This window comes from Amycolatopsis sp. NPDC049868, from assembly GCF_044461365.1.
Classification (GTDB): Bacteria; Actinomycetota; Actinomycetes; order Mycobacteriales; family Pseudonocardiaceae; genus Amycolatopsis.
On sequence record NZ_JBITKV010000008.1, the window covers coordinates 359,359 to 375,538 of the forward strand.

General features: G+C 69.4%; 13 protein-coding genes. 6 read left to right on the top strand and 7 right to left on the bottom strand.

The features are described from left to right. Positions 1-93 precede the first annotated feature (93 nt). The 4 genes from ACIBTM_RS30780 (at position 94) to ACIBTM_RS30795 (ending at position 6,208) form a co-directional block, all read left to right on the top strand. Positions 94-3,876 (top strand): amino acid adenylation domain-containing protein, encoded by a 3,783-nt coding sequence (locus ACIBTM_RS30780; RefSeq protein WP_395880644.1) that lies wholly within the window; start codon positions 94-96, stop codon positions 3,874-3,876. A gap of 12 nt (positions 3,877-3,888) precedes the next feature. Beyond that, positions 3,889-4,635 carry an arylmalonate decarboxylase gene (locus tag ACIBTM_RS30785; protein WP_395880645.1) on the top strand — a complete coding sequence of 249 codons (747 nt, stop codon included), beginning with the start codon at positions 3,889-3,891 and terminating at the stop codon, positions 4,633-4,635. Between the two features lie 44 nt (positions 4,636-4,679). Continuing rightward, the gene (locus ACIBTM_RS30790; RefSeq protein WP_395880646.1) at positions 4,680-5,252 is read left to right on the top strand and encodes a TetR/AcrR family transcriptional regulator; all 573 of its coding nucleotides are present in this window, start codon (positions 4,680-4,682) and stop codon (positions 5,250-5,252) included. Between the two features lie 68 nt (positions 5,253-5,320). Next, on the top strand, positions 5,321-6,208 hold the full coding sequence (locus ACIBTM_RS30795) for an NAD(P)-dependent oxidoreductase (protein ID WP_395880690.1): 888 nt from the start codon (positions 5,321-5,323) through the stop codon (positions 6,206-6,208). Positions 6,209-6,212: 4 nt separating this feature from the next. Here the strand turns inward: ACIBTM_RS30795 and iolD are convergent, their stop codons facing one another. From iolD to ACIBTM_RS30830, 7 genes are read right to left on the bottom strand one after another with little or no spacing between them, the layout of a single operon-like run. Continuing rightward, positions 6,213-8,057: a 3D-(3,5/4)-trihydroxycyclohexane-1,2-dione acylhydrolase (decyclizing) gene (gene iolD, locus ACIBTM_RS30800; RefSeq protein WP_395880647.1), complete on the bottom strand. Its 1,845-nt coding sequence runs from the start codon at positions 8,055-8,057 to the stop codon at positions 6,213-6,215. Further along, positions 8,054-8,944, bottom strand: coding sequence for a 5-deoxy-glucuronate isomerase (gene iolB / locus ACIBTM_RS30805; RefSeq protein ID WP_395880648.1), 891 nt, complete (start codon positions 8,942-8,944; stop codon positions 8,054-8,056). Before iolB ends, iolD begins: the two co-directional genes overlap by 4 nt. After that, the gene (gene iolC / locus ACIBTM_RS30810) at positions 8,941-9,873 is read right to left on the bottom strand and encodes a 5-dehydro-2-deoxygluconokinase (RefSeq protein ID WP_395880649.1); all 933 of its coding nucleotides are present in this window, start codon (positions 9,871-9,873) and stop codon (positions 8,941-8,943) included. The genes iolB and iolC overlap by 4 nt, the downstream gene beginning before the upstream one ends. Then, positions 9,870-10,655, bottom strand: a complete 786-nt coding sequence (locus tag ACIBTM_RS30815; RefSeq protein ID WP_395880650.1) for an ATP-binding cassette domain-containing protein — start codon at positions 10,653-10,655, stop codon at positions 9,870-9,872. Before ACIBTM_RS30815 ends, iolC begins: the two co-directional genes overlap by 4 nt. Beyond that, positions 10,652-11,686: an ABC transporter permease gene (locus ACIBTM_RS30820; protein WP_395880651.1), complete on the bottom strand. Its 1,035-nt coding sequence runs from the start codon at positions 11,684-11,686 to the stop codon at positions 10,652-10,654. Before ACIBTM_RS30820 ends, ACIBTM_RS30815 begins: the two co-directional genes overlap by 4 nt. Beyond that, positions 11,683-12,669 carry a sugar ABC transporter substrate-binding protein gene (locus tag ACIBTM_RS30825; RefSeq protein WP_395880652.1) on the bottom strand — a complete coding sequence of 329 codons (987 nt, stop codon included), beginning with the start codon at positions 12,667-12,669 and terminating at the stop codon, positions 11,683-11,685. The genes ACIBTM_RS30820 and ACIBTM_RS30825 overlap by 4 nt, the downstream gene beginning before the upstream one ends. Before the next feature lie 24 nt (positions 12,670-12,693). Further along, on the bottom strand, positions 12,694-13,593 hold the full coding sequence (locus ACIBTM_RS30830) for a sugar phosphate isomerase/epimerase family protein (protein WP_395880653.1): 900 nt from the start codon (positions 13,591-13,593) through the stop codon (positions 12,694-12,696). 102 nt (positions 13,594-13,695) lie between these two features. On the opposite strand from ACIBTM_RS30830, the gene ACIBTM_RS30835 reads away from it, so the two are divergent. Next, positions 13,696-14,700 (top strand): LacI family DNA-binding transcriptional regulator, encoded by a 1,005-nt coding sequence (locus ACIBTM_RS30835; RefSeq protein ID WP_395880654.1) that lies wholly within the window; start codon positions 13,696-13,698, stop codon positions 14,698-14,700. Between the two features lie 4 nt (positions 14,701-14,704). Next, positions 14,705-15,706: a Gfo/Idh/MocA family oxidoreductase gene (locus ACIBTM_RS30840; protein ID WP_395880655.1), complete on the top strand. Its 1,002-nt coding sequence runs from the start codon at positions 14,705-14,707 to the stop codon at positions 15,704-15,706. Positions 15,707-16,180: the final 474 nt, after the last annotated feature.

Consider the following 16,180-nt stretch of genomic DNA (forward strand, 5'->3'; position numbering starts at 1 on the left):
GGCGTTCTCGTTTATCGGCCGGTATCTCGCGAAGAGTGCGTCACTCCTGTGGCAAGGAAACGAAAACCACGGAATTCGCACTGGGGGACGACCATGCCATCGACCGACAATCTCGCACCGCTGCATCGTGTCCGTTCCGGCGGCTGCCTCACGGATCTGCTCTGGCACTGGGCGAATACGCGGCCGGAGGCGGTCGCCGTCGTGGACGGCGACCGGGAATTGACCTTTCGCGGACTCGAAGAAGCGAGCACGGAACTCGCCGCGCGTCTCGCCGGCCTCGGGATCGGTGTGGACGACACCGTCGGCCTGCATGTCGAGCCGTCCCTGGAGCTGATGGCCGGCGCGTGGGGCATTCTCGCCTCCGGCGCCGCTTATCTGCCGTTGTCCCCGGAATATCCGGAAGACCGGCTGCGGTACATGCTCGAAGACAGCGGCACCGGCGTCGTCGTCACACAGCCGCATCTCGCCGGACGCCTGGCCGGGCTGGTGCCCGCCGGGACGCGGATCGTCTCGGTGACCGACTCCGGAGCGACCGACGTACCGCGTGGTCCCCGGCCGGACTCGCTCGCGTACGTCATCTACACCTCCGGCAGCACCGGGAAACCGAAGGGCGTGATGATCGAGCACCACAGTGTCGTGTCGCAGCTGAGCTGGCTGCGGGCCTGCGGTCACCTGGACCCGGACGTCACGGTGCTGCAGAAGACGCCGATGAGCTTCGACGCCGCGCAATGGGAGATCCTGGCGCCCGCCGCCGGCGCCCGCGTGGTGATGAGCGCGCCGGGAAGTTTCCGGGACCCCGAAGCCCTGATCGACACGGTGGTGAAGCACGGCGTCACGACTTTGCAAGGTGTCCCGACGCTGCTGCAGGCGTTGCTCGACACCGAGCGCTTCGCGACCTGCACCACGCTGCGGAAACTGTTCTCCGGAGGCGAGGCGCTCTCCCGGCGGCTGGCCAAGGACCTCGCCCGTGAGCTGCCGTCGGCACGGCTGATCAACCTCTACGGGCCGACCGAGTGCACTATCAACGCGACCGCCCACGTCGTCGACCCTGGCACGATCGACGAGCGTGCCGGAACGGTCCCGATCGGCGTGCCGGTCGACAACACCCAGTGCTTCGTGCTCGACGCAGGCTTGTCCCCGGTCGACATCGGGGAGACGGGCGAGCTGTACATCGGCGGTGTGCAGCTCGCGCGGGGCTACCTGAACCGGCCGGAGCAGACGTCCGAGAAGTTCGTGCCGAACCCGTTCGTGCCGACCGGTCGGCTGTACCGGACCGGCGACCTCGTCCAGTGGAACCCGGACGGCACCCTTCAGTTCGTCGGCCGTGCCGACAACCAGGTCAAGCTGCGCGGCTACCGCGTCGAGCTGGACGAGATCGCGGTGGCGATCGAGGAGCACACGTGGGTGCGCCGGGCCGCGGCGGTGGTGACCGACGACGCGCGGACCGGCTCGAAGGCGCTCGTCGCCTGCGTGGAGCTGAATCCGCGCGAAGCCGCGGTGATGGATCAGGGCAACCACGGCGGGCACCATCAGTCGAAGGCCAGCAAGCTGCAGGTCAAGGCACAGCTGGCGAATCCCGGCGTCCGTGACCTCGCGGATCGCCCCGCCGTCGCGTTGCCGGGCAACCGCGAAACCGGTCTTCAGCGGCGGGAAGTCTTCGCTCGCAAGACCTATCGCCACTACGAGGGCGGCGCGGTCACCCGCGACGACCTCGCCGCGCTCCTGAGGCCAGTGCCGGTCAGCACGTACTCGCGCGAACCCGGCGAGCTCACCTTCGCCGAACTGGGTGAGCTGTTGCGGTGGTTCGGCCGGTTCCGCAGCGACGAGCGGCTGCTGCCGAAGTACGCGTACGCCTCGCCGGGCGCGCTGTATGCGACGCAGCTGTACCTGGAGACCAGCGGTCTCGACGGTCTCGGCGCCGGGCTGTACTACTACCACCCCATCGACCACACGCTGGTCCGGATCGGCGCGAGCACGAGCACCGGGCACTCGGTGCACTTCATCGGCCGCACCGGCGCCATCGAACCGGTCTACAAGAACAACATCCGCGAGGTCCTCGAGTTCGAGACGGGGCATATGGTCGGGGTGTTCGAGGAGATCCTGCCCGGATACGGCCTCACGATCAGCCCGGCGGCGTCCGATCCCGCCGTCGCCGCGCGGGCCGGTGCCGCCGCCGAAGACCACTACCTCGGCACGTTCTCCTTGCAGGCCGATGACGGGGTGCCCCGGCCTGCCGACATCGAACTGTTCGTCCAAGCGCATCCGGGCCGCGTCGATGGCCTGCCCGCCGGCACCTACCGCTGGCGCGACGGGGACTTCGAACGCGTCTCCGGCGACCTGATCGAGGCCAGGCACGTGATCGCGATCAACCAGCAGGTGTACGGACGCGCGGCCTTCGGTATCACCGCGGTGAGCCGCACCGCCGACGAGCGGCTGGCGTACATCGGTCTCGGCGCGAAGCTGCACCACTTGCAGCGCAACGATGCGGGATTCGGTTTCATGTCCTCGGGCTACAGCTCGAAGAGCGGCCACCCACTGCCCGCCGCCCGGCGGATCGACGACATCCTCGCCGGGCAGGGGATCGCCTCGGGACCGTCGTACTTCTTCCTCGGCGGAAAGGTGAGCCCGGAGCAGGTGCGCAGCGAGGGAATGCGCGAAGACGCCGTGCACATGAAAGGCCCGGCGGAGATCATCCGCGACGAACTCGCGACCACCCTGCCCGACTACATGATCCCGAACCGGGTGCTGGTGCTGGACGCGTTGCCGTTGACCGCCAACGGGAAGGTCGACGCGCACGCGCTGGCGGAGACCGGCGCCGTCCGCTCCGCGAGCGGAGGCGCGCCGTATGTCGCGCCTTCGACGAGCCATGAACGGTGGCTGGCCGGGGTGTGGGGCAAGGCGCTGAACTACGACGACGTCTCGGCGCGCGACGACTTCTTCGCCTCCGGCGGCAACTCGCTGACCGCGGTCTCCCTGGTGAACCGGATCAATCGCGAGTACGGCACCCGGCTGCCGCTGCAGGTCGTCTTCGAATGCCCGAAGCTGGCCGACCTGGCCGCCCGCATCGGCGAGGATTCCACCTCGCCGTCGTCACGGCTGGTCCCCTTGGCGACCGGCGGTGGTCTCCCGGTGTTCTGCTGGCCAGGCCTCGGTGGCTATCCGATGAACCTGCGGTCGCTGGCCTCGGAAAGCGGCCTCGGCCGGCCTTTCTACGGCGTGCAGGCCCACGGGATCAACGTCGGCGAGACGCCTTACGCCACCGTCGAGGAGATGGCGAGGGCCGACGTCGCCGAGATCCGGCGCGTCCAGCCGGAGGGACCGTACACGCTGTGGGGCTACTCGTTCGGCGCGCGCGTGGCCTTCGAAACGGCGTGGCAGCTGGAACAGCAGGGGCAGCGGGTGGCCGACCTGCTGCTGATCTGCCCGGGCAATCCCGAGGTCGGGGGCGGCGGGGAGCGGGTGGCGAGCTACCCGAACCCGGCTTACCTGACGATCCTGCTGTCGGTTTTCCTCGGGTCGATCTCCGGGCCGGAAACGGTGGCCTGCCGGGAAACGGTCCGCGACGAAGACGGCTTCGTGGCCTTCGTGGCGAAGCTGCTGCCCGCGCTCGGTGAGCAGTTGATCCGGCGGATCGTCCGGATCGTGGAGGAGACCTACGAGTTCGACTACACCTTCCGTGAACTCGCGCGGCGGAAGATCGCGGCCAGGGTGACGCTGTTCAAGGCCGACGGCGACGACTACTCGTTCGTCGAGAACAGCTCCGGGTACTCGGCCACGCCTCCGGAGGTGGTCACGCTCGAAGGCGATCACTACAGCGTCCTCAAGGAGAGCGGGGTCGCCGAACTGGTCTCGGCGATCCGTGCCCGGCTGAGTTAAGGAGAAGCGCCAGTGCCCGACTCCCTCGGTCCCCGCCTCAAGGTAGGCGTCGTCGTGCCGTCCACCAACACCTCGGCGCAGCCGGAACTGGACGCGCTGCGCCCCGACGGGGTCACCAACCACACCGGCAGGATGGTGATCGACGACGACCCGATGGTCGACGAACCCGGGTTCGAGCACGTCATGCACGGGATCCGGCGGTCGACGCGGCCGGCGATCCGCGGTGTCGTCGGCTGCGACCCCGACTGCGTGATCATCGGGGTCTCGCCGGAAAGTCATTGGGAGGGAACGGGGGCGCACGGCCGGGTGCTCCTCGCGATGCGGGAGGCCGCGGGCGGCCGCCCGGTGACGATGAGCCCGGACGCGATCAACGCCGCGCTCGCGGCGCACGGCGTCCGCCGGATCGCGGTCATCACGCCGTACCTGCCGGTCGGCGACGATCCGGTGCGCCGTTTCTTCGGCGACAACGGTTACGACCTGCTGCGCGTCCACGGTCTCGGCATGCCCAGCCCGGCCAAGATCTCCCACATCCCCGAGACCGCGCTCCGTGACGCGGTCAAGGAGGTCGACCACGCCGACGTCGAGGCCATCGTCCAGGTCGGCACCAACGTCGCCATGGCGCGGCTCGCGGCGGCCGCCGAGTTCTGGCTCGGCAAACCGGTCCTCTCGAACAACGTCGTCCTGTACTGGCACGCACTGCGGCAGAACGGTGTCGCCGATCGCGTGCGGGGTTTCGGCTCCCTGCTGGCGGAGCATTGACCGGTATTTGACTGATCGTTACAGAACGTGGGATGCTGGACGACATGCCCCGCCCCAAGGGTTTCGATCCCACCGAGGTGCTCGACGCCGCGGTCGGCACGTTCTGGCGCAAGGGATACGCCGCCACGTCGGCCCAGGACCTGGTCGACGGCACCGGGCTCGGGCGGGGCAGCCTGTACAACACGTTCTCGGGCAAGCAACAGCTGTTCAGCCAGGCGCTTCGGCGCTACGAGGAAACGTCCGCCACCCGGGTCGAGGAGATGCTGGCCGCGCCGGGGACCATCCGGGCGCGGATCAGACGTGTCCTGATGGACGTCGTCGACGACGAGCTGGACTCCTCCGCCGCGCATCGCGGCTGCCTGGCGGTCAACGCCGCCCTCGAACTCGGCGGCATCGACGACGAGGTCACCGCCCGTGTCCGCCACAACTTCGAGCGGGTGGAGAACGCGTTCCACGCCGAGTTCGCCGCCGCGCGGCAGCAGGGCGAGATCGGCGGCGATCCGCGGGCGTTGGCACGGTTCACCCTCGCCGCGATGTACGGCCTGCGGGTCTTGGGCAAGACCGCGGACCGGCAGGCGCTCACCCAAGTAGTCGAAACCACCATCCAGGCGTTGTGATGTTCCAGGTTTCGTGACAGAACCCCCGCGCTCGCACGGATTTCCTTCGATCTCGTTCTTTAACGAACATTCCACTATCGGCGAGGAGCAGGCAACTCATGACGAAGACCGTCGCGGTGCTCGGCACCGGGATCATCGGCGCCCCGGTCGCGCGCAACCTGAGCGAGGCCGGGTTCACGGTCCGGGCCTGGAACCGCACCGCCGCCAAGGCCGAAGCCCTCGCCGAGCATGGTGTCGAGGTCGCCGGGAGCGCCGCGGAAGCCGTCGAAGGCGCGCCGGTCGTGATCACCGTCCTCACGGACGGCCAAGCGGTGCTGGAGGCGATCCGCGCGGCCGCCCCCGCCGCGGGCACGATCTGGGTGCAGCTCAGCACCGTCGGCGACGCCGTCGACGAACTCGCCGCGTACGCCGACGAGCAGGGTCTCGTCTTCGTCGACGCGCCGGTGCAGGGCACCCGCCAGCCCGCCGAGCTGGGGCAGCTGATCGTGCTGGCGGCGGGCGCGGCCGACACGCGTGAGACCGTCCAGCCGCTGTTCGACGCGATCGGCAAGCGCACCCTGTGGGTCGGCGAAGACGGCCGGACCGGCGCGGCGAGCAGGCTCAAACTGGTGCTGAACACGTGGGTGATCGCGCTGACCCACGGCGTCGGCGAGGCGCTGGCGCTGGCCGAAGGGCTCGGTGTCGACCCGCGGCACTTCGTCGACGTCGTCACCGGCGGCCCGATGGACAACGGCTACTTCCAGGCCAAATCCGCCGCGATCCTCAAGAACGACTACACCACCGCCTTCTCGGTCGACAACGCGGAAAAGGATGCCCGGCTGGTGCTGGAGGCCGCGGCCCGCGCGGGCGTCCGGATGGACGTGGTCGAGGCCGGGCGAGCCCGCTTCGCGCGCGCGTCCGAGGCCGGACACGGCGACGAGGACATGGCGGCCGGCTACTTCGCCAGCCGCATTTAGTCCGCTAAATGCGGCTGTTCAGGTACCGGACCTGGGCGGCCTTCCCGCGCTCGATCTCCTCCCGTCCCGAGAGGTGCTCCGGAACGCCGACTTCCCACCAGGCACCGGCCTCGGTCCACGAGTCCGGCCGGGTCCGCACCACGACCACCGCCGGCCGCTTTTCGGCCACAGCGGCTTCCCGTGCCTTCGCGTAGGACACACGTACATCGTCCACAGTGGACGCCGTGAACACCGCGCATCCCAGTGATTCCGCATGCCGCGCGAAGTCGACCCGAGGAGGATCGGCGTGCGCGCTCCGGCAGTCGCCGAGGAGGTTGTTGAACGGTTTACCGCCCTGCCCCTCCTGCAGCCGCGCGATGACCGCGTAGCCGTCGTTGTCGCAGACCACCGCCACGAAAGGGTGCCCGGCGAAGGCGGCCGAGAACAGTTCCGAGTTCAGCATCAGGTACGAACCGTCGCCGAGCATCGTGGTGACCAGGCCCTCGGTGTGCGCCATCGCCGCACCCCAGGCACCCGCGAGCTCGTAACCCATGCAGGAGAACCCGTACTCGACGTCCATGCTGATCGAGCCCGATCCGCGCCAGCCGCCGATGAGTTCGCCCGGCATCCCGCCGGACGCGGTCATCACGTAGTCGTGCGGCTCGGAGAGATCGTTGACCGCGCCGACGACCTGGGCGTACGTCGGCACGTCGCCGGAAACGGCGCGCAGGGTGCCGATATGCGCGTCCCAGCGGCCGCGCTCCGCCGCGGCACGTTCTGTCCACAGTGGATCGACTCGCCAGTTTTCCAGCTGGGCCGACAGATCCACGAGACCCGCGTCGGCGTCGGCCACGACGGCGAGCGCGCCGTGCTTGACCGCGTCGAACCGGGCGGCGTTCAGCGTGATCAACCGGACGCCGGGGGAGAACACCGTCCAGGACGCCGTGGTGAAGTCCTGCAAACGCGTGCCGAGGGCCAGCACGACGTCGGCCTCGGCGGCCAGTACGTTCGCCGAGGTCGAGCCCGTGACCCCGAGCGGGCCGGCGTGCAGGGGATGGCCATGCGGCACGAGGGTGCGGCCGGCCGTGGTTTCGGTGACGGGGATGCCGTGCCGTTCGGCGAAGGCCAGCGCGCGTTCACCGGCGCCGGAATACCGGACACCGCCGCCGAGCACCAGCAACGGTTTCCGCGCCGCCCGCAGCGCACCCGCCGCTTCGGTGAGCGCCCGGCGGTCGGGCCGCGGCCGCTGCGGGCGATGGGTCACCGGCGCGAACAACGCGTCCGGGAAGTCGTAGGTCTCCGCCTGGACGTCCTGGGGAAGCGCCAGTGTCACCGGTCCCGCGTCCGCCGGATCGGTCAGCACCCTGGCGACCTGCGGCAACGTCGAAAGCAGCTGTTCCGGCCGGGTGATCCGGTCGAAGTACCGGCTCACCGCGCGGAAGGCGTCGTTGACCGTGGCCGTCGGATCACCGAAATGCTCCACCTGCTGCAACACGGGATCCGGCGCCCGGCTGGTGAAGGTGTCGCCGGGGAGCAGCAGCACCGGCAGCCGGTTCGCGTGCGCGACCCCGGCCGCGGTGACCATGTTCAGCGCGCCGGGCCCGATCGACGACGTCACCACGCCGACCTGGCGCCGGTGCGTCGCCTTGGCGTAGCCGACCGCCGCGAGCGCCATACCCTGCTCGGTCTGCCCGCGCCACACGGGAAGCTCGTCGCGGTACTCCTCCAGCGCGGTGCCGAGACCGAGGACGTTGCCGTGCCCGAAGATCGCGAACACCCCGGGGAACAACGGGACCTCCCGCCCGTCCAGGGTTTCCGACCGCTGCGCGAGCAGCCAGCGCACCAGGGCCTGTGCCGTGGTCAGCTTCATGAGACCCGCCCTTCGTGACTCGTGACCGGGCATCGCGGGTCGAGCTCCTGGTCGTTCCACGTCTCGCGGACCCAGCCGTGCGCGGGGTCGTCGCAGAACGCCATCGACCGCTCGTCGGCGGGCCCGGCCAGGACGTTCAGGTAGTACATCGGGTAGCCCGGTGCGGCGACACAAGGACCGTGATAGCCACGCGGGATCAGGAAGACGTCCCCGTCCCGGACCGCGACGTCCTCGTCCAGCTCACCGTCGGAGGTGTACGTCCGGTGCAGGCCGAACCCTTCGCGGGACGGGGTCACGCCGTCGCGGCCGGCGATGCGGAAGTAGTAGATCTCCTCGTTGACCACCTCGCATTCGGACGCCTCGTCGTGTTTGTGCGGCGGATACGACGACCAGTTGCCGCCCGGGGTGATCAGCTCGCACGCGTTCAGCTTGTCCGCGTGGTCCCAGACACCCGGCACGCCGAAGTTGGTGACCTGTCTGGTCGCCTGGCCCGCCCCGCGCACCTCCACCGGCACGTTCTCGGCCGGTCCGTAGCGCGCTTCGAGACGGCGGCCGCAGCGGGCCATCGGCAGCGCGACCTCGATCCCCGCCGCTGTCGACAACTCGACTTCGGCGTCGCGCGGCACATAGGCGAAATCCGTGACCCGGGTGAACACGGAGTCCCGCCCCGCCAGCTCGAAGACCTGCCCGTCGACGCTGACCGTGCACGACCCCGCCAGCGGCAGGACGAAGGCTTCGTATTCGCCGGTGCGCACCACCCTGGTTTCCCCGGCGGCCAGCGAGAGGACCCGCAGGCCGCTGTAGCTCCAGCCCGCCGAATCCGGGGTGAGCCGGACCGGGTCCCGCTCGTCCGAAAGCGTCCCGAGTGGACGGTGCAGCTTGCTCACAGCAACTCCTCGATCTCGTCGGCGGTGGGCATGGCGTCGGCGCAGGCGAGCCGCGAGGCGACGAGCGCGCCCGCCGCGTTGGCGTAGGTGGCGATGCGCACCGGATCCCAGCCGGAGAGCAGACCGTGGATCAGCGCGCCGCCGAAACCGTCCCCGGCGCCGAGGCCGCAGACGACCTCGACCCGCTGGGGCGGCACGGTCCAGCGCCCCTCGGCGGTGGCCACGAGCACACCCTCCGCGCCCTTCTTGATCACCGCCAGCTCGACACCCCTGGCCAGCATCCGGGACGCGGCCTCGTCGGGATCCGCCGTGCCGACGGCGACCTCCGCCTCGGCGCGGTTGCCGACCGCGACCGTGACGTGGTCGAGCATCCAGCCGATCTCCTCGCGCGCCGTCTCGGTGTCCGGCCAGAACATCGGCCGGAAGTCGAGGTCCAGCACGGTATGCGACCGGCGTCCGCGCCGTTCGAGCATCTTGCGCTGGGTGCCGCGCGCCGGCTCGACGGAGACACCCGTCCCGGTGACCCACAGCAGTGGAACGGATTCCACGACGTCCCAGGGCACATCGTGTTCGCCGATGGTCAGGTCCGGGGCGATCGGAGACCGGTAGAACAGCAGCGGCGGATCCGCGGGCGGGTCCAGCGAACAGAACACCACCGGCGTCTGCAACCCTTCCGACGTCCCGACGTGCTCGGGGGAGACGCCGAACTCCCGCAGCGCCTGCCGCACGTACTCGCCGAAGCCGTCCGGGCCGACCTTCGTCAGCACCGACGTCGAGCGGCCGAGCCGCGCGGCGGCGACCGCGACGTTGGTCGCGGTGCCGCCGAGCGACTTGGCGAAGGTGCTGACCCCGGCCAGCGGCACGCCGCTCTGCTCGGGGTAGAGGTCCACCCCGACCCGGCCGACGGTCAGCGCTTCGAGAACGGTCATGAAGGGGACTCCGCGGCTCGCAATTCGTGCTCCAGGGCTTCCAGTTCCGCACCGCCCGCCATCTGCCTGGTCAGCTCGGCGAGGTCGATCTCGGACTTTTCGTAGGCGCCGAGCGAAACACCCCGCTTGAGCAGCAGGAAGCGATCGGCCACCGGATACGCGTGATGCGGGTTGTGCGTGATCAGCACGACGCCGAGCCCGCGGTCACGGGCCTGTGCGACGTACTTGAGCACGACACCCGCCTGTTTGACGCCCAGCGCGGCCGTCGGCTCGTCGAGGATCAGCACCTTCGCCCCGAAGTACACGGCTCGCGCGATGGCGACGCATTGCCGCTCGCCACCGGAGAGCGTGCCGACCGGCTGCTCGACGTCACGCAGGTCGATGCCCATGTCGGACAACGCCTTCTTGGTCGTCTCACGGCCCTTCTTCCGGTCCAGCGCGCGGAACGGGCCGAAGCCGACCGTCGGTTCGGAGCCGAGGAAGAAGTTCCGCCACACGCTCATCAGCGGTACGACCGCGAGGTCCTGGTACACCGTCGCGATGCCGCGATCGAGCGCTTCACGCGGCGAGGCGAACCTGACCGGCTCACCCTCGACCAGGAATTCGCCCCTGTCGTGCTGGTGGACGCCCGCCAGGATCTTGATCAACGTGGACTTCCCGGCGCCGTTGTCGCCGAGTACGCAGGTGACCTCGCCCGCGTCGACCACCGTGGAGACGTCGCGCAGCGCGATCACGCTGCCGTAGGTCTTGCCGACGTCCTTCACCTCGAGGAGACGACTCATCGCCGGACCCTTTCCGCTCGCCGCCGGAAGGCGTTGTTGACCAGGACCGCGGACAGCAGCATCACCCCGAGGAACAGCATGAACCAGTCGCTGTCCCAGCGGGCGAACACGATGCCCTGCCTCGCCATACCGAAGATCAGCGCGCCGATGGCGGCGCCGATCGCCGAACCGAATCCGCCGGTCAGCAGGCAGCCGCCGATCACGGCCGCGATGATGTACTGGAACTCCAGCCCGATGCCCTGGTTCGCCTGGACGCTCGCGAACCGCAGGATGTTGATCGAGCCGACCAGCCACGCGGCGAGCGCGGTGGTCATGAACAGCATGATCTTGGTGCGCACCACCGGAACCCCGACCGCGCGCGAACTCTGCGCGGAGCCGCCGACGGCGAAGATCCAGTTGCCGAAGCGGGTCCTCACCAGCAGCCAGGCCGCCAGCACGGCGAACCCGATCCACCAGAGGATCGAGATCTGGAACGCCGACCCGCCGATGTCCACAGTGGACGCGAAGACGAAGCCCGCGGACTCGTAGCCGTCGGTCGAGCGCATCCCCGACACCTGGACGGTGCCGGTGACCAGCCGGGTGACGCCGAGGTTGAGCCCTTGCAGCGCCAGGAAGGTGCCCAGTGTGACGATGAAACTGGGCAGGCCGGTGCGCATCACCAGCCAGCCGTTGAACGCGCCGACCGCGAGGGCGAAGACCAGCGACGCGAACAGCGCGAGCCAGACGTTCCAGCCCGCCTGCGTCGCCAGTGTCGCGGTGACGAGCGCGGTGGACGCCGTCATGACACCGGCCGACAGGTCGAACTCGCCGCCGATCATCAGCAGGGACACCGCGACCGCCATGATGCCGAGCGTCGAGGCGTCGTCCAGCCAGGTCGCCACGCCGCTGCCGCTGAAGAACTGGTCGGTGACGACGGTGAAGAACAGGAAGACGACGACGGCGCCGAGCAGCGCGCCGATCTCGGGCCGGACGACCAGCCTGTCCAGGAGCCGCGGCTTCGCGATCCGTTCGTCGAGGGTGGTGGTTGTCATCGCGTGCCCCTTTGCACGTACTGGCCGACGGTGTCCACAGTGGATTTGTCGACCAGGTCGGGCCCGGTGAGCACCGGCTTCCCGCCGCCGACGACGTTCGCGTTGTCCCGGTAGAGCTTGAGGAACTGCACCGGGAGATAGCCCTGCTCGTACTGCTGCTGATCGACCGCGAAGACCACGTCGCCCGCCTTGATCGCGCCGACGACGTCGGTGTTGAGGTCGAACGTGCCGACCTGGGCCTTCGACCCGACCGCCTTGATCGCGCTCACCGCACGGGCGGCGACCTGCGAGTTCAGCGTCAGGACGGCGTCGAGGGACGGGTCGGTCTGCACCGCGCCCCTGATCCGGGATTCGGCGTCGGTGGGATTGCTGATGTCGACCTGCAGGGTCTGCACGTCGCCCGCGAAGCCGGTCTTGGCGCCGTCGCAACGTTGCGCCTGCCCGACGTTGCCCGCTTCGTGGACCACGCAGAGCAGCTTCTTCTTGCCGAGCTCCCGGAACTTCTTCCCGGCCTCCTCGCCCGCGATGGTCTCGTTCTGCCCGACGTGGGTGAGCGCGCCGTAGCCCGCGCTCTTGTCCTCGCCGGAGTTGATGGTGATGACCGGGATCCCGGCGCGGACCGCGTTCTCGATCGAGGTCTTGAGCGCCTCCGGGTTCGCCATCGACACCACCAGCCCGCCGACCCGCTGGGCGACCGCGTTGTCGATCAGCTTGGCCTGGTTGCCGGGGTCTCCGTCGGAGTTGTATTCGACCTGGACGTCGAGCTGCCTGCCCGCCTCTTCGGCGCCGTTCTTGACCACGTTCCAGAACGCGTCACCGGCCGTGCCGTGCGAGATGACCGCGACCCGCAGCGGCCCGCTGGGCTGTGTCGTCGCCGGGCCCGCGCCGGCGGCGGGTTTCTCCTCGGCCTTCGGCCCGGTGCACGCGGACAGGAGCAGCAGCCCCGCCACGAGCGCCAGAATGCCTTTCAAGCGATGGGACATCGTCGTCTCTCCTCGCTTCTTCCGTTAACTGGCAGCCGGGAGCCGGCTGACGATTCCGTCGAGATGTGCCAGGCTCCTGGCGACATCCCGCTTCGGCAGATCTTCCGGGCTCCCCTCGCTCAGTGCGGTGTCCTGTTCGAGCACGTACCACCCGTCGTAGCCCGCCTCGTGGACGAACCTGACCATCGTTTCGATGTCGACGTCCCCGTCGCCCAAGGGGACATACAGACCTTTGCCCACGGCTTCGGCATAGGGAAGCCTTCCGGCGCGGACTTCCTCGGCCAGTTCACCGCGCACGTCCTTGAGGTGCAGGTGCCCGACCCGGCCCGGATGGCGTTTCGCCAGCGCGACCGGATCGGTCCCGCCGATCAGGAGATGCCCGGTGTCCAGGCACAGCGGGAGATCGGAATCGGCGAGGAAACGCTCGACCTCTCGCTCGGTCTCCACATGCGTCCCCACGTGCGGGTGCAGCACGGTGCGGAGGCCGTGTCGCGCGGCGATTTCCCTGATCTCGCCGGAGGTTTCCACGAGCGTGGTCCATTCGGCGTCGCTCAGCCGGGGGCGATCGTCGTAACCGTCGAGCCCGGTCGCGGCGGCGAGGACGAGCATGTCGCCACCGCAGGCGGCGAACAGCGCGGCGGATTCTTCGGCCTCCGCCAGCGCGGCTTCGGGATTCTCGTGCAGGACGACGGCGAGGAAACCGCCGACCAGTTCGAGCCGGTGGCCGGCCAGCCGTTCGCGCAACTCGGCCGGGTCTCGCGGCAGGTATCCGGGCGGGCCGAGCTCGGTGGCGCGCACTCCCAGCTCCGCCATTTCGCCCAGTACGGTTCCCGCGTCGAGCACGCGGCCCCAGCCGGGGACTTCGCAGACGCCCCAGGAGATCGGGGCGGCGGCGATGCGGATCCGGGGTGTCGTGACTGTCATCGGCGGCCTCCGGGGGATCGGGGTTAGAGCGCTCTATTGATTAGAGCGCTCTAATCATGTAGCGTCCGTCACAGTAAAGTCAAGGGCAGGGGGAGGGCGGAAATGGCGCGACCGACGATGGAGGACGTCGCCGCGAAAGCGGGGGTGTCCCGTGCGCTCGTGTCGCTGGTGATGCGGAACGCGCCGAACGTCTCCGACGAACGGCGTACGCGCGTGCTGTCCGCGGCACGCGAGCTGGGTTACGAGCCGCACGCGATGGCCAGGTCGCTGGCGAGCCGGACGTCGACCGTTCTCGGCGTGATGGTCTCAGATCTCCGCAACGCCTTCTTCGCCGACGTCGTCGAAGGGCTCGACGCGGCGGCCGAAGCGGCGGGGTTCCACTTGATCCTCAACACCGGTGGCCGGAGTCCCGCGCGGGAGCGTGCCGCGCTGAAGAGCCTGCTGTCCTTCCGGCCCGCCGGGGTGATCCTGCTGTCGCCGGTGGTCCCCGCGTCGGCGATCGAGGAAGCGGCCGCGCAAAGCCCCGTCGTCCTGGTGTCGCGGACTTCGCGCGCGCCGGGCGTGGACACGGTGAACGACGACGGCGAGGCCGGTTCCGCGCTCGCCGTCGATCACCTGGTTTCCTTGGGACATAAAAGGATCGCCCATCTGGACGGTGGCCTCGCCGCCGGTGCGGCCGCGAGGCGCAAGGGATACCTGCAGGCCATGCGGCGGCATCGGCTGCATCCGGTCATCGTGCGCAGCGAGCACACCGACACCGCGGGGGAGAAGGCCGTGCACGAGCTGCTCGGCGATCCTCCGCAAGGCGGGATGCCGACGGCGCTCGTGGCAGGCAACGACTTCAACGCCGTCGGCGCGATCTCCGCGTTGGAAGAGGCGGGCCTGCGCGTGCCGGAAGACGTTTCCGTGGTCGGCTACGACAACACCTCGCTCGCCGCGTTGCGCCATCTGTCACTGACCACCGTGGACCAGCCGCGCACGGAGATGGGCAGGCTGGCCGTCGAAGCACTGCTCGAACGGATCCGGGGCGAACGAGCCGAACCGGTCCGGCATCTGCTGCACCCGTCGCTGGTGGTCCGTTCGACCACCGCAGCTCCAGAAAGGTAACCACATGAGGTTGGGACTCGCCGGCACCGGCCGGATCGGCACTTCGCACGCCGAGACCTTGAAGAGCTTCGACGAGGTTTCGTCCGTGGTCGTCGCCGACGTCGACGCCGCCCGTGCCCAGGCCGCCGCGGCCAAACTCGGCGTCGAAGCGGCGGCGGACATCCCTTCGCTGTTCGCGTCCTCTTTGGACGGACTGGTGATCGCAGCGGCGACGGACGCGCATCCGGAGCTGATCCTCAAGGCCGTGGACGCGGGGATCCCGGTGTTCTGCGAGAAACCGGTCGCCGCCGACATCCCGGGAACGCTCGCGGTGATCGACAAGATCTCCGGTGCGGACGTCCCGGTGCAGATCGGTTTCCAGCGCCGGTTCGACGCGGGCTACGCGGCGGCCCGGGCGGCGGTGGCTTCGGGCGAACTCGGCTGGCTGCACACCTTGCGCGCGACCACGCTCGACCCGGCACCGCCACCCGCCGAGTACGTCGCGCACTCCGGCGGCCTGTTCCGCGACTGCGGGGTGCACGACTTCGACGTCGTCCGGTTCGTGAGCGGCCGCGAGGTCGTCGAGGTCTACGCCGTGGGGACGAACAAGGGCGAGCGCTTCTTCGCCGACGCCGGTGACGTCGACACCGCCGCCGCGACCCTGACGCTGGACGACGGAACGCTCGCGGTGGTTTCGCTGACGCGCTACAACGGCGCGGGCTACGACGTCCGGCTGGAAGTGCTCGGCTCGGCGGGCAACGTCGTCGTGGGCCTCGACGACCGAGCGCCGCTGACTTCGGTGGAACCGGGTGTCCAGCCATTGCCCGGCCCGGCCTATCCCGGATTCATGGAACGCTTCCGCCCCGCGTACATCAGCGAGTTGAAGGCGTTCCTCGACGTCGCCGCCGGTCGCGCGCCGAGCCCGTGCGATGCGGCGGACGCGCTGGAGGCGTTCTACATCGCCGAGGCCTGCGAGGTCTCGCGCCGCGAACGGCGCCCCGTGCGCGTCGAGGAGGTCCGCGTCTGAGGCGCGCTTTCCTTTGTGTCGCCTATCCGCTGGTCAAGTGATGGCAGGGAGTCCGAATCGCCTAGAGCGACACCGGCCAGCGCCTATTCGACCTTGCCGGATCTCTGCCTGAATTATCCGTTTAGTGACCATGTGAGGCTTTTCTGGAGTACATGATGGCCCCCTTCCTTGCGTCAGGCGCAAGGAAGGGGGCCATCATGTACTCCACCTGGCACGCCCGAACTGCTGGTCCTATGTCCTGGCATTGACCTCAGGGTGGGTAAGGAGGCCTTCACGGATCGGTTCGGCCATCAGCGAAGCCGGAGTCCAGTGGCGCCCAAGACATCTCGCTCTTCGCGCCTTCGCAACCCAGCGGCCCAGTGACAGCTTCCTGCCACCGACCACCGTCGAAGCGCCCGCTCGCTAGGGTGATCGCGAACGACAGGGACCGGACGCGCGAGGAGAGCGAGAGCGGATGCAGCCCAATCCACCGGG

Coding starts and splice junctions, on each gene's coding strand:
- ACIBTM_RS30780 (WP_395880644.1), top strand. CDS start 94: ATGCCATCGACCGACAATCTCGCACCGCTGCATCGTGTCCGTTCCGGC.
- ACIBTM_RS30790 (WP_395880646.1), top strand. CDS start 4,680: ATGCCCCGCCCCAAGGGTTTCGATCCCACCGAGGTGCTCGACGCCGCG.
- iolD (WP_395880647.1), bottom strand. CDS start 8,057: ATGAAGCTGACCACGGCACAGGCCCTGGTGCGCTGGCTGCTCGCGCAG.
- iolC (WP_395880649.1), bottom strand. CDS start 9,873: ATGACCGTTCTCGAAGCGCTGACCGTCGGCCGGGTCGGGGTGGACCTC.
- ACIBTM_RS30815 (WP_395880650.1), bottom strand. CDS start 10,655: ATGAGTCGTCTCCTCGAGGTGAAGGACGTCGGCAAGACCTACGGCAGC.
- ACIBTM_RS30820 (WP_395880651.1), bottom strand. CDS start 11,686: ATGACAACCACCACCCTCGACGAACGGATCGCGAAGCCGCGGCTCCTG.
- ACIBTM_RS30825 (WP_395880652.1), bottom strand. CDS start 12,669: ATGTCCCATCGCTTGAAAGGCATTCTGGCGCTCGTGGCGGGGCTGCTG.
- ACIBTM_RS30830 (WP_395880653.1), bottom strand. CDS start 13,593: ATGACAGTCACGACACCCCGGATCCGCATCGCCGCCGCCCCGATCTCC.
- ACIBTM_RS30835 (WP_395880654.1), top strand. CDS start 13,696: ATGGCGCGACCGACGATGGAGGACGTCGCCGCGAAAGCGGGGGTGTCC.
- ACIBTM_RS30840 (WP_395880655.1), top strand. CDS start 14,705: ATGAGGTTGGGACTCGCCGGCACCGGCCGGATCGGCACTTCGCACGCC.